Below are 13,146 nucleotides of genomic sequence, written 5' to 3'. Positions count from 1 at the left end.
TGCTCCTAGGTTTTAAATTTACTCAAAAGTTCTCTTTGGGTTTCGGCCATAGAAGCTAACTGCTGACTTGCTTGATTATTTTCTTCAGCATGAGAAGCAGAAAGCTCCGTGATGTGTTGCATCTCTTTCATATTTTCATTTTGCTTGACAGCTGCAATACTCTGTTGCTCTGCGGCGGTCGCGATTTGTTGACTCATATCTTTAATGTTCGTGATGCCACTTAAAATTGAACCAAGCATCTCATCTACATTTTGAATGCCATCGACGCATTGCTGAGTTTCTTGCTGCGATTTAGACATGGTTGCAACAGCTTGCTTGGCACCTTGTTGCAGGTTCTCTATCGCTTGTTGAATTTCTTGTGTTGCATCATGGGCTTTGCTTGCCAAGGTTCTCACCTCATCGGCAACAACAGCAAAGCCTCGACCTTGTTCTCCAGCCCTAGCTGCCTCAATGGCTGCATTTAAAGCCAATAAGTTAGTTTGCTCAGCAACGCCCCGAATAATGTCTAACACAGAGCTGATGTTATTCGTGTCATCGTTCAGGGTTTCTATCACTGTCGCTGATTGCTTAATGGCATCGGCAAGTAAGTGAATGTTGTCTATATTTTGACTAAGTAATATTTGTCCTTGTTCAGCATCATTATTCGATTTTTCAACTTGTTCCAAAGTGTGATGAATACTATTAGACACTGACTGCACAGTGTCAGTCATTTCTGCAATTGAGTGAGTCATTACCTGCATTTTGTTGTTTTGAGAAGAGACGCTGTCAAAACTCTGTTTTGCGATGGTATTAGTTTCTTCTGCTGTGGTCGCTAGGCTATTAGAATTATGGGCTATTTCTTTTAATGTCTGCCTTAAGGTATTGACCAAACTTTGCATATTATCAGCGAGTTCACCTAATTCATCATCACGCATTTTTGTGAAGTGAACGGTCATGTCTCCTGTTGCAGCCTGCTTTATTTGTGTAACTGCATGATGTAGAGGCTTTTTGATGGAGTTAGTCACAAAATAGGCGACAGATGCAGATAAGCATAGAGTGATCAGCGTTAAAACAGTGGTAATTAACTGATTTTGACTTACCGATTCAAGCGCATCATTTTTTATTTCGTTGGTGGTTATTTTAATTTTGTCGTTTAACCTAATCAGTACTTCTCTGGCATTGTCACCTAGCTGCTTAGCTTGTTTAAGCTGCTCTGACACTTCTTTTTGGCGATTTAGGCTATCCAACCTTGCTTTGATAGCACTTTTGTCACCGACAAGTGCAGCTAAAAATCGCTCTAAATTGTCAGCCATCAAAGAAACAGACTCATCGTCTTTGAGTTCTGACGATTGTGAAAATTTATTAAATAAACCTTTTAACTCCTCCTTAGAGTCTTTTAAAGCAGATTCGATACTGAGTATTTCAAAAGTGATATTTGAAGTTAAAGCAGCGTTCGCTTCATCTACACTGCTTTCTATGAGCGTGACAAATTCAGTGATAGAGTCATTGATACTCTCATCTTCACTTAACCCTTCTAAATCATATGCAAGGCTTAAACTTTCGTCACCCATGTCTCCAAACTCTCGAGCGCGTTCTTGTGTAATAGAGAGTAACGTAAGTAACTTAAAGTAATCAGTAATAACCTGAACACTCGCTTCAAGGAAGGTAGTGTTTAATGCTTTAGTTTCTTTTAATATAGCGAATGAGTCACTATTCGGTTCAATAAATTGACTGAGTGATTGAATGGCTAAGTTATTACTTTGATTTGCTTGCTTTATTAAATCACGTAATCGAGTAGCTTCTTGCTCATTTTCAGTCGTGGAAAGCTCTATCAGTGATAACTCAGTGATTAATATGTTTTGTGCCAGATCTGCACCAGCAATAAGTGTCGGCACGCTTTTTTCACTCACTTGCTCCACCCCAATACCAATCGAGCGAATTCCCATTAAGGCAACTAGATAAATAACTATGGAGAGCAAAAGTAATATTGCAAAACCACCAAATATGCGAAGTGATACTGTTAGTTTCATATTAACTCTACACTTTTCAGAGATTGTTTAACGTATAGCAGTAATTTGTGTGTTTTTCGAACAAGTTTTAATTGGTGATAAATTTGAGCTGGATTTATAGCCTGTAGAACTCTAGCTTTCGCAATGACTGGTTTTGTGATGATGCTGTAATTAGGGGCTTTTAAGCCCCTAAAATGATTAAACGACCATGTTTACAGCCATTATGACTAACAGCCCTGAGAACGCTTTTTTAATGGTAGATACCGGTAAGCTCTGAGTAGCCTTGGCACCAAGGGGGGCGGTAAACCAAGACGTGCAAACAATACCAAGTAGCGCAGGTAAATATACAAACCCGGCAAAGCCATCAGTCATTGCAAAATGGCTACTGCCTGAGCTGATATAACCAATTGACCCAAATAGAGCGATAACGATGCCGCAAGCTGATGCGCAGCCAATGGCCTTTTTCATATCGACCGAAAAAAAGCTCAAAAGTGGCACTAAAAGGGCACCGCCGCCAATACCTATCATGGCTGAAAGGCCCCCAGTAATGGTAGTTAATATAGTTAATACACCTTTGTTTGGTAAAGTACGCTCGCTTGGGGCGTCAGTTTTACTGCTTAAAAACATTTTTAGTGCAATAAGTACTACACTCACTGCAAATACAATTCTGACAATGTGTTCAGGTAAAAGCGCTGCCATAAAGCCGCTTATTAGCGCGCCAAGGGCGACACCTGTCATGATCCAAGGGGCTAATTCCCATGGCACGTTACCATTTTTGTGATGCGCAATAGCCGAAGAAGTCGAGGTGAACAAGATTGAAGCCAAAGAAGTCGCAATAGCTGCTACAACCACTTGTTCAGCAGGCAACACCTCAAAATGCAGTAAGATAATACTCAATATTGGCACGATAACTAAACCGCCACCAATACCTAATAATCCCGCTAAAAAGCCCACAACACTACCAAGTAATGCGCAGTACAACACCAATAGTATTAATTCACTCATTCCATTTTCTCTTATTAAAGTTAACCATTGCTTAGATGTGATTGGTAAATAGACATCCAGACTTCTCGCGAGTATATCAACATCTTAATGGCTTGTTTTTCTTAAATGAGAGATAAGCTTTGAAAAATCCTCATGTTTTGTATGAAAGAAATAGATATAGGAATGAAGGTTTTTTAGACGTCTGGATTTCTATTGTGATTTTATCATTAATCTGACTTTTCATTGTTCAACAAGGGTAAGTATGACCCCTGCAACGTGAATCAAACTCAAGTTTTAGGTGAAATTAAACCGTTTTTCTTCAAGTTGCAGAATACGTATAACTAATAGGGCTCCGAACGCAAGACCAAACGAATTTAAGTATTCCTTAGTAGGTTGTTTTTAAGTTTGTAAAAGATAAGCATGATTTACTTAGATATTCATCAAAGGCTAGGTAAGTAAGGGGAGCAGCAATTTATCTCACTAAAAAGGATACAGAACACATGAGTCACGATTTTAACTTCAGCATCAAAACGCAGCGCCTTGATGAACATTATGAGCCATCAACCAGCACACGTATCACTACGAACTTTGCAAATTTAGCCCGTGGCGAAAGTCGTCAGGCAAACTTACGTAATGCCTTAACCATGATTGACAGCCGCTTTAACGCACTTGCCCATTGGGATAACCCCAATGCCGACCGTTATGCTGTTGAGTTAGAAATTGTGTCAGTAGATATGGATATTACGGGAAGTGATGAGGCATTCCCGTCGATTGAGGTACTGAAAACCTACATTTTAGATAAGCAAACCAACGAGCGAATTGAAGGCATAGTGGGCAACAACTTTTCGTCTTATGTACGTGACTATGACTTTAGCGTGTTGCTTCTAAATCATAATAAAGATAAGCCTCAATTTAGCATCCCTGAAGACTTTGGCGACCTGCACGGTAAGTTGTTCCAGTATTTTGTAAGTTCACAGACTTATAAAAACAATTTCAAAAAGCCACCAGTGATCTGTTTATCAGTATCAGATAATAAAACGTATCGTCGAACAGAAAACCAGCATCCAGTGCTAGGTTTTGAATATTTACCGAATGAGTCGTCACTGACTGAGCAATACTTCCAAAAGATGGGCTTGCAAGTGCGTTATTTTATGCCGCCAAACAGTGTTGCGCCTTTTGCATTTTACTTCTTTGGTGACTTACTAAACGACTATAGTAACCTCGAGCTTATAAGCACCATTAGCACGATGGAGACGTTTCAGAAGATTTATCGTCCAGAGATTTATAACGCCAACGCGGTTGCTGGCAAGGTTTATAAACCGAACCTAAAAAACCTTGATCACTCGCTGACACAAATCATCTATGACCGTGAAGAGCGCAGTCGTTTAGCCAAAGAGCAAGGTAAGTTTGCTGAAGAGTATTTTATAAAGCCTTACCAAAATATTCTGGCTCAGTGGTCGGCAAACTTCGCTTAATTATTTATTTGCTTAAAAAATAACGACCTTAGACACAGGTAAGGTCGAGTGCTTAATCACCCTAGAAAAGAATTAGTAAAATGAAAACATTATTACCGACATCAACAGCAGGCAGTTTGCCAAAACCATCTTGGTTAGCACAACCAGAAGTGCTTTGGTCACCATGGAAGTTATCAGGACAAGAATTAATTGATGGCAAACACGATGCATTACGTGTGTCATTACAAGAGCAGTATCAAACTGGCTTAGACATTGTAAGTGATGGTGAGCAAACCAGACAACACTTTGTCACGACCTTTATTGAACATCTTGACGGTGTTGATTTCGAAAACCGCCGCACAGTTAAAATTCGTGACCGTTATGATGCCAGCGTGCCGACGGTTTATGGACCTGTTTCACGCCAAAAACCTGTATTTGTAAAAGACGCAAAGTTTTTGCGTGCGCAAACAGATAAGCCGATTAAATGGGCCTTACCGGGTCCAATGACCATGGTTGATACTTTATTTGACGACCACTACAAAAGTCGCGAAAAATTGGCTTGGGAATTTGCTGTGATCCTTAACCAAGAGGCCAAAGAGCTTGAAGCGGCTGGTGTCGATATTATCCAGTTTGATGAGCCTGCGTTTAATGTTTTTTTTGAAGAAGTAAATGAATGGGGCATTAAATGCCTTGAACGTGCCATTGAAGGCTTAAACTGTGAAACGGCAGTACATATTTGTTATGGCTATGGCATTAAAGCCAACACTGATTGGAAGAAAACTCTGGGTTCAGAATGGCGTCAATATGAAGAGGTATTTCCAAAGCTTCAGCAATCAAACATAGATATTATCTCTCTTGAATGTCATAACTCTCGTGTACCAATAGAACTGCTTTCTTTGATCCGCGGTAAAAAAGTCATGGTTGGCGCTATTGATGTGGCAACCAATACCATTGAGACGCCAGAAGAAGTGGCCAACACATTACGTGAAGCGTTGCGTTACGTAGATGCCGACAAACTTTACCCCAGTACAAACTGTGGTTTAGCGCCGCTTGCTAGAGAAGTCGCAAGAGGCAAGTTAGCAGCACTTGCTAAAGGCGCTGAAATTGTTCGCAAAGAATTACAAGCATAAATTAATACTCAATATAAAAACCTTTCTCACTTTGTGAGAAAGGTTTTTTAAATTTCTAGTCTAATATACCTCGTAAACCTCTTCTTTAATCTCACCATATAACGCTTGCAACTTGCTGAAACGTTTGATCTTTAACTTATATGATAGGTTTGTTTGAAAAGTGAGCAGGATTCAAAAGGTGCTATTTTTTTGATTTTTGCTCAATAAAAAACCGCTTGTTTATACAGTGGTTTGTTCTACTTAACTGAAATATATGGTTTTTTTTTAGTTGTTTTTTTACTTGCTGCGCTGCTTTAGTTTGTGCCTTTGGATAAATACAGTAATATAAACACAGTTATCCACAGAATCTGTGGAGAAAGTGAGTTTTATACAGTATTTTTGTGGACTTAATTTATAAAAATCAAAAGTTGTTCAATTTTAAGGTTAACCTGTGGATAAGGTGGTAGAAAGCTGGAATTATATTTGCTGTAGGCACTAAGTTGTGGAACAATCAAAAAATATCGACTTAAGAAATGAGGCACTAAGGTGATTGATGCCGAAGGATTTCGTGCCAATGTCGGAATTGTGATCTGTAATAATCAAGGTCAGGTTTTTTGGGCACGACGCTATGGACAACATTCATGGCAATTTCCACAAGGTGGAGTAGACGATGGTGAAACCCCAGAGCAAACCATGTACCGAGAGTTACATGAAGAAGTTGGGTTAAAACCAGAAGATGTTGAGATTGTTGCGAGCTCTAAACATTGGTTAAGGTACAAACTGCCTAAGCGTTTGATCCGGAAAGATTCAAGCCCGGTTTGTATCGGTCAAAAACAAAAATGGTTTTTATTGAAACTCCGTTGTAAAGATGAAGATGTAGACTTACTACATACGCATCACCCTGAGTTTGATGATTGGCGTTGGGTGAGTTATTGGTATCCGGTTCGTCAAGTGGTGTCTTTTAAGCGTGATGTATATCGCCGAGTAATGAAAGAGTTTGCGCCATTTGCGATGCCTTTTAATCGAAAAGAGCATACATCAAAAGAGCAAAATCATTGGCGACATCGCCGTTAAATTAAGGAGAAGATTGTGCTTGCGACATTACGAGCCATTGTTGAAGCGGTGGCGCAACAGCCCACACTAACTGAAGCACTTAATCGTTTTGTCGCCATGGTCAAAGAAGCACTCGCTACAGAGTGCTGCTCTATTTATTTTGCTGATTACAGCCAAGATAATTTTATCTTGATGGCCAGTGATGGACTCAACCCTCAAGCAATCGGTAATTTTAGAATTGGCTTTACAGAGGGCTTGGTTGGGTTAGTTGCACAACGTGAAGAGCCTATCAATATTGCCCATGCGCAGTCTCACCCAAGATTCAAACTCTCTCCTGAAGTTCATGAAGAAGGCTACAATGCTTTTTTATCGGTGCCGCTTGTTCACCAAAGAAAAGTCATTGGTGTTATTGTTGTACAGCAAAAGCAAGCGCGTTCATTCAGTAACGACGAAGAATCTTTTCTAATTACTTTATCTGCTCAATTAGCATCTCAACTTGCTAACACCGAGGCAAAATCAATTTTATCTGTAGAAACGACAGCTAAGAAAACTTCTGTTTTGAAAGGGGTTTCTGGCTCTCCGGGCATTGCTTTAGGGCGCGGGTTTGTTGTGATCCCGAAGCTTGATTTTGAAAGCATAGATATGCAAAAAAGCGATAATGTGGAGCAACAGAAAAAGCTTTTTGCACAAGCGGTTTCTGCAACACGGCAAGATTTTCATATTATGGCTTCAACATTTAGCGATTCTATGCCTAAAGAAGCCGTCGCGGTTTTTGAAGTGTATCAGCAATTATTGGATGCCCGGAGTTTAGGCCGACAGGTTGAAGCGCAGCTTGAGCAAGGCTGGAGTGCAAAAAGCGCACTTAAATATGTCATTGAAAGTTTGGTGAGCCAATTTAATGCTATGTCTGACCCTTACATAAAAGAGCGGGCAATAGACGTAAAAGAAATAGGGTTACGTGTTTTGCACCACCTTATGAGTACAGAGCAAGCTGTTAAATCCTATCCAAAAGATACTATTTTAATTACGCACACATTGACCCCGACCATGTTGGCTGAAGTGCCAAAAGAGCGCTTAAAAGGGGTGATCAGTGTGAATGGCTCTGCAAATTCACACGCTTCTATACTTACCAGAGCCATGGGTATTCCAGCTGTTTGGGGTATTGAAGACATTCCGCTATTACAATTTGAAAACAAAGACATCATTCTAGATGCTTATGCTGGGCGAGTTTATATTTCGCCCACGCCTGCGCTTAAAAAAGAATATAAACAGTTACATCTTCAAGAAAGTAAACTACACGATAAGTTTGAAGCAGAGCACCATTTAGAAGCAGTAACGCTCGACGGTGAGCATATTAGCTTGTTAGTGAATGCAGGTTTAGATTTATCGACAGAGCAAGAAATTGCCAAATATTGTGATGGGGTTGGCCTATACCGAACTGAAGCTTGGTTTATGCAAAAAGGCCAATTTCCGACGCAAGCAGAACAAGAGCAATGGTACAGAGCAGTATTAACTCGCTATCACCCTGAAAATGTGGTGATGAGAACCCTCGACATTGGCGGTGATAAAGTACTCGACTATTTCAATTTTACCGAAGAAAACCCATTTCTGGGATGGCGAGGTATCAGGATTTCTCTAGATCATCCTGAGCTGTTGTTAGATCAGCTCAAAGCCATGTTAAAGGCCAATACGGGCTTAGGTAACTTAAAAATCATGTTACCTATGGTCAGCCATACTGAAGAAGTGGATGAAGCACTTAAATTGCTGGAGCAAGCTTACTTCGAGTTGCAAGAAGAGTGGGCTGATCAATTTATTCAAATCGAGAAACCTGAAATCGGCGTCATGCTTGAAGTGCCTTCTAGCATTTATTTACTTCCTGAGTGGGCTGATAAAGTCGACTTTTGCTCGGTCGGTAGTAATGATTTAACGCAATATCTGCTTGCAGTTGATAGAAATAACGCACAAGTGGCTGATCTCTTCGACCCATTCCACCCAAGTGTACTACGTGTACTTAACCAAGTGGCTACGCAATGCCAAAATCTAGAACTGCCTTTTAGCTTATGTGGCGAGTTAGGCGGTGAACCTGAAGGCGCTATTTTATTGATAGCAATGGGTTATCGCCGATTAAGTATGAACATTTCAACAATGAGTAAGGTGAAGTGGGTACTCAGGCGTTTAAAAGTCGCTGACATGGAAGCGCTTTTAGGTGAATGTTTAAAGCAATCGACCACCAAACAAGTTCACCGTTTACTTAAGAGTTTTATGATTGAGAATGAGTTTAGTGAACTGCTCTACCAATCTAAACACTAACTGTTTGTTAAGGTTTATTTCAGGTGTTTAATCAATTTCAAATCGGGTAAAATAGCGCGCAAATTATAATAAGAGAATGCGTTCATGAATGACTTGTTACTGCTTGTCCTCTACTGTGCCATTTTGGGCAGTGGTGTAGGCTTTTTAGCCGGGTTATTAGGGATAGGTGGTGGTCTTATCATAGTACCTGTATTAAGTGCTATTTTGTTGCATTTTGATGTTCTTCCAGCAGAACAGGTAGTGATTGCAGCGATCGCTACCTCTTTGGCTTCTATTCTATTTACTTCGACGTCTTCGGCTTTAGCTCATCATAAAAATGGTAATGTACCGTGGCAAGTCGCACCTTGGATCATGTCAGGTGTGGCATTAGGGGCTTTAGTGAGTGGCTTTATGGCCTCTCTTCTACCTGAAGCGGTGGTTAGAATTATTTTCTCTGTTTGTGTAGTTCTAATTGCTTTAAAAATGCTCTACAGCAGCAGGAAAGCAGCGACACCGCCTTCGAGAGCCTTACCAAATGGCCCTATTTTAACTTTTTTTACCAGTATTACAGGTGGCCTTTCTGCGATGATAGGTATCGGAGGGGGGGCGTTACTTGTACCTTTGTTGACGTTTTTCTCAATGGATATGAAAAAAGCCATCGGCTGTGCATCTGCTTGTGGTATCGTAATCGCTTTATTTGGGTCGCTTGGCTATATCAGTGCAGGAAGTCAGCATTTTGAATTGACACAAGGCTTTGCTGGGTTTGTTTATTTACCGGCTCTCATAGGCATTGTCTCAACCTCTTGGTTTATGGCGCCAATAGGCGCAAAGTCGACGCAATATTTACCTGTTTCAACAATAAAAAAAATCTTTGCAGCGCTACTCATGGTTATCGCTGCCAACATGATTGTTAATTAAGGAAAGGCTATGGAGTTTCCACAAATTGATCCCATCATTTTTTCGATTGGGCCTTTAAGTGTCCGTTGGTACGGACTCATGTATTTAATCGGCTTTGCGTTTGCAATGTGGTTTGGTAAGCGTCAAGCAGCAAAACCAAACTCAGGTTGGAAAACAGAAGAAGTTGATGACTTATTATTCTACGGCATGATAGGTGTGATCTTAGGTGGTCGAGTTGGTTATGTGCTTTTCTATCAATTCTCCTATTTATTAGAAAACCCACTTTACCTTTTCAAAATCTGGGAAGGCGGCATGTCATTCCATGGTGGCGCCTTGGGCGTAATTACTGCCATTTTTATTTTCGCTTGGCGTACTAAACGTTCACCTTTTGCGGTTGGCGACTTTGTAGTGCCATTGGTTCCTGTTGGCTTATTGGCAGGCCGTATTGGTAACTTTATCAATGGTGAATTATGGGGCCGTACGTCAGACGTGCCTTGGGCGATGGTATTCCCAACTGGTGGGCCATTACCGCGTCATCCATCGCAATTATACGAAGCTTTCTTCGAAGGTCTAGTGTTATTTATTATGCTCATCTGGTTTGCTAAAAAGCCACGCCCAACGGGCAGTGTCGCTGGTCTATTCTTATTCGGTTATGGTTTCTTTAGATTCTGTATCGAATATTTCCGCGAACCTGATGCCCATATTGGTTTATATGGCGGCCTGATTTCACAAGGTCAAATTCTATCAATGCCAATGATCATTGCTGGCCTTGGTATTATGATTTGGGCATATAAAACCCAACCCGTTGCACAAAAGTAAGAGTTATAAAACGCTATGAAACAATATTTAGAGTTAATGCGCCATGTTAAAGAGAATGGCACTAAAAAAGAAGATAGAACAGGCACAGGCACAATCAGTGTGTTTGGCTATCAGATGCGTTTTAATCTGCAAGAAGGCTTTCCGTTAGTCACCACTAAAAAGTGTCACTTACGTTCAATTATTCATGAGTTACTTTGGTTTTTAAATGGTGAAACAAATATCCAGTACTTAAAAGATAACGGCGTAAGTATTTGGGATGGTTGGGCAACGGAAGAAGGCGAACTTGGCCCTGTATATGGTGCTCAATGGCGTTCATGGACTGGCCCAAATGGTGAAGTAGTCGACCAGATTAAAGAGCTGATAGAGCAAATTAAAACAAACCCAGATTCACGTCGTTTAATCGTAAGTGCTTGGAACCCGGCATTATTGCCTGATACTCAGTACTCTCCAAGTGAAAATGCGGCTATGGGTAAGCAAGCTCTGCCGCCATGCCATACACTGTTCCAATTTTACGTATTAGACGGCAAGTTGTCGTGCCAGCTTTATCAACGCAGTGCTGATATTTTCTTAGGTGTGCCATTTAACATCGCAAGCTATGCGCTGTTAACCATGATGATTGCTCAGGTGTGTGACTTAGAGGTTGGTGACTTTATCCACACTTTCGGTGATGCACATTTATATCTTAATCATTTAGAGCAGGTTGATGAGCAATTAAGTCGTACGCCTTTCCCTAAACCGACAATGAAAATTAACCCAGAAGTAAAAGATATTTTTGGCTTCAAGTTTGATGACTTCGAGCTAGTTGATTACCAAGCTCACCCGCATATCAAAGCACCAGTATCTATTTAAAATAACAAAGCTAGGGTTACAATACCCTAGCTTTATTATTCAAATTATTGAAATTACCTCAAAGTAAAATCTACAAAGATTATTAATTATCTATTTTAAAGAAATATGTCCCTTATAATTTAAAAAGTTTTTTTTGGTAAATGGCAATAATGATTTTGTTTAATTAATCTGTATTTTTCTTTGTTAAAAATTATTAAATAATTTTTTGTTTTCCTTTATATTAAGTCCCTAGATTTTATTTTTAAATTTCATCTTGTAAATATTTCATAGTATTTTAAAGTTTATTTATTTCAGTGGTTTGCCTCTCGTGTTTGCGCTTTTTATGTTTTATTTAAAGATTTTATTTAAATGCTAATTTGACGTTTTTGTTACACCATCCTACCTTTTTATTATTCAAGAAAAAGCTTTTTACATTATTACTTTATTCTTGAGTTTCTAGTTATTTATGACTTTTGAGGAAAGTAGTTATTTTTTTCAAAAATGGATTTTCTTTACTCGTTATATTTTTGCGAGTCTAGGAGAAGGGAGGCTAGTTTTAGTCAGCGTAGAATGAAACTAAAACTAGCCAAATTAAACGCTATTAAATAAGGATAGCACTTAACTGTTCCGAGTCTATCACAAAACTCGGATATACGGAGTATATACTATGCGTGAATTAAACGTAAAAGAAATTGAAGCTGTGAATGGTGGTGGTGATGGATGGGATGCAGCTAGTGGAGGTTTAACAGGTGCAGGTGTTGGCGCTGGGGCTGTAGGGGTTGCGGTTGCAGTTGGTGCAACAGTAGCAGCACCAGTAACAATAGGTGTAATAGCAGTCAGTGCAGCTGTCGGTGCTGTTTATAGCTGGTTTTCAGAGTGAGATGTTGTCATGAGAGAACTTAAAGTAGAAGAATTACATGTTGTCACAGGTGGAAGTATCAGTAAGGCCGCTGGTGAAGGAGGAGCTGGAGGTGCCGTTACTGGGGCTGGAGTTGGAGCTGCTATTGGTGGAGCCGTTGGCGGACCACCTGGAGCACTAGTAGGTGGTTTAATTGGAATGGGAGTCGGAGCGATTGTGGGCGCTGCGGATGCTGTAATGGATTATACCGAAGAAAGTTAGAATAATTGTGGTGAGTTGTTAAAACAACTCACCTATTTAATTAGGAGTTAAGGAATGAATAAAATATATTGTTATGTTACATTGTTGATTTTTTCGGTTTTTATGTATGATGCGTTAAAAGGTTATAATTACTTTTTTTCTTTTTTTATATTCATTTTTATGCTGTTTGTGAGTTCTAAGGTTTATAAATTTCAGAAAGGACAGAAGTTAAAAGATTCATATAAGGCTATTCCCATACTCATGTTCTTATCTTTTTTATTCAATGATAAACATATTGCATCCTCCCAAAATCAAGCCTCTTTAAACGTTTTATTAGCAAGTTCTGTATTTGGAATATCTATGATTACTTCTTTTCTTTTATTTGGAGAGACAGTAAGGCATTTCCTGCTACTGTTAGGCTGTATTGCTTTTTCTACTTTATTTAGCTTTTTGTTTACTAAAAAATATATTCTCTAGATTTTAAGTTTTAATTGTTAAGAGTACCTAATTGTGCTTGGGAGAGGCGGTGCTAAGAAAATGATGAGATAAATAAGTTACTAATTTATGATGTCTTGTTTATTATGGTTTAAGTGTATTTTTTAAATCAATGGTGAATTTTTATTAAT

The 13,146-nt window shown here is 39.5% G+C and carries 11 protein-coding genes; 9 read left to right on the top strand and 2 right to left on the bottom strand.

Annotation, left to right across the window (positions count from 1 at the left end):
* Positions 1-5 precede the first annotated feature (5 nt).
* Entirely contained in the window at positions 6-2,009 is a 2,004-nt protein-coding gene (locus ACGHEH_RS01325; protein ID WP_390441105.1) for a methyl-accepting chemotaxis protein, read from the bottom strand.
* Positions 2,010-2,186: 177 nt separating this feature from the next.
* Positions 2,187-2,993: a sulfite exporter TauE/SafE family protein gene (locus ACGHEH_RS01320; RefSeq protein WP_390441103.1), complete on the bottom strand. Its 807-nt coding sequence runs from the start codon at positions 2,991-2,993 to the stop codon at positions 2,187-2,189.
* Positions 2,994-3,472: 479 nt separating this feature from the next.
* Here ACGHEH_RS01320 and ACGHEH_RS01315 point away from each other — a divergent pair, with 479 nt between their 5' ends.
* The 9 genes from ACGHEH_RS01315 (at position 3,473) to ACGHEH_RS01275 (ending at position 12,997) form a co-directional block, all read left to right on the top strand.
* On the top strand, positions 3,473-4,447 hold the full coding sequence (locus ACGHEH_RS01315; RefSeq protein ID WP_390441100.1) for a DUF1852 domain-containing protein: 975 nt from the start codon (positions 3,473-3,475) through the stop codon (positions 4,445-4,447).
* An 80-nt stretch (positions 4,448-4,527) separates the two neighbouring features.
* Positions 4,528-5,556, top strand: coding sequence for a methionine synthase (locus ACGHEH_RS01310; RefSeq protein ID WP_390441098.1), 1,029 nt, complete (start codon positions 4,528-4,530; stop codon positions 5,554-5,556).
* A 525-nt stretch (positions 5,557-6,081) separates the two neighbouring features.
* Positions 6,082-6,609: an RNA pyrophosphohydrolase gene (gene rppH, locus ACGHEH_RS01305; RefSeq protein WP_390441095.1), complete on the top strand. Its 528-nt coding sequence runs from the start codon at positions 6,082-6,084 to the stop codon at positions 6,607-6,609.
* 15 nt (positions 6,610-6,624) lie between these two features.
* Complete coding sequence (ptsP, locus tag ACGHEH_RS01300; RefSeq protein ID WP_390441093.1) at positions 6,625-8,898, top strand: phosphoenolpyruvate--protein phosphotransferase; 2,274 nt, start codon at positions 6,625-6,627, stop codon at positions 8,896-8,898.
* Between the two features lie 84 nt (positions 8,899-8,982).
* The gene (locus ACGHEH_RS01295) at positions 8,983-9,795 is read left to right on the top strand and encodes a sulfite exporter TauE/SafE family protein (RefSeq protein WP_390441090.1); all 813 of its coding nucleotides are present in this window, start codon (positions 8,983-8,985) and stop codon (positions 9,793-9,795) included.
* Between the two features lie 9 nt (positions 9,796-9,804).
* Positions 9,805-10,593, top strand: a complete 789-nt coding sequence (gene lgt / locus ACGHEH_RS01290) for a prolipoprotein diacylglyceryl transferase (RefSeq protein WP_390441088.1) — start codon at positions 9,805-9,807, stop codon at positions 10,591-10,593.
* Between the two features lie 15 nt (positions 10,594-10,608).
* Complete coding sequence (locus tag ACGHEH_RS01285; protein ID WP_390441085.1) at positions 10,609-11,442, top strand: thymidylate synthase; 834 nt, start codon at positions 10,609-10,611, stop codon at positions 11,440-11,442.
* A 646-nt stretch (positions 11,443-12,088) separates the two neighbouring features.
* Positions 12,089-12,301, top strand: a complete 213-nt coding sequence (locus tag ACGHEH_RS01280; RefSeq protein WP_390441082.1) for a hypothetical protein — start codon at positions 12,089-12,091, stop codon at positions 12,299-12,301.
* A 294-nt stretch (positions 12,302-12,595) separates the two neighbouring features.
* Positions 12,596-12,997: a hypothetical protein gene (locus ACGHEH_RS01275; protein WP_390441079.1), complete on the top strand. Its 402-nt coding sequence runs from the start codon at positions 12,596-12,598 to the stop codon at positions 12,995-12,997.
* Positions 12,998-13,146: the final 149 nt, after the last annotated feature.

This window comes from Pseudoalteromonas sp. MTN2-4 (genome assembly GCF_042848605.1).
Taxonomy (GTDB): domain Bacteria; phylum Pseudomonadota; class Gammaproteobacteria; order Enterobacterales; family Alteromonadaceae; genus Pseudoalteromonas.
This window is presented reverse-complemented; position numbering and strand designations above follow the sequence as displayed.

Bases quoted from the DNA above. Each gene is read 5' to 3' on its own strand.
- ACGHEH_RS01325 (WP_390441105.1), bottom strand. From the start codon at position 2,009: ATGAAACTAACAGTATCACTTCGCATATTTGGTGGTTTTGCAATATTA.
- ACGHEH_RS01320 (WP_390441103.1), bottom strand. From the start codon at position 2,993: ATGAGTGAATTAATACTATTGGTGTTGTACTGCGCATTACTTGGTAGT.
- ACGHEH_RS01315 (WP_390441100.1), top strand. From the start codon at position 3,473: ATGAGTCACGATTTTAACTTCAGCATCAAAACGCAGCGCCTTGATGAA.
- ACGHEH_RS01310 (WP_390441098.1), top strand. From the start codon at position 4,528: ATGAAAACATTATTACCGACATCAACAGCAGGCAGTTTGCCAAAACCA.
- ACGHEH_RS01295 (WP_390441090.1), top strand. From the start codon at position 8,983: ATGAATGACTTGTTACTGCTTGTCCTCTACTGTGCCATTTTGGGCAGT.
- lgt (WP_390441088.1), top strand. From the start codon at position 9,805: ATGGAGTTTCCACAAATTGATCCCATCATTTTTTCGATTGGGCCTTTA.
- ACGHEH_RS01285 (WP_390441085.1), top strand. From the start codon at position 10,609: ATGAAACAATATTTAGAGTTAATGCGCCATGTTAAAGAGAATGGCACT.
- ACGHEH_RS01280 (WP_390441082.1), top strand. From the start codon at position 12,089: ATGCGTGAATTAAACGTAAAAGAAATTGAAGCTGTGAATGGTGGTGGT.
- ACGHEH_RS01275 (WP_390441079.1), top strand. From the start codon at position 12,596: ATGAATAAAATATATTGTTATGTTACATTGTTGATTTTTTCGGTTTTT.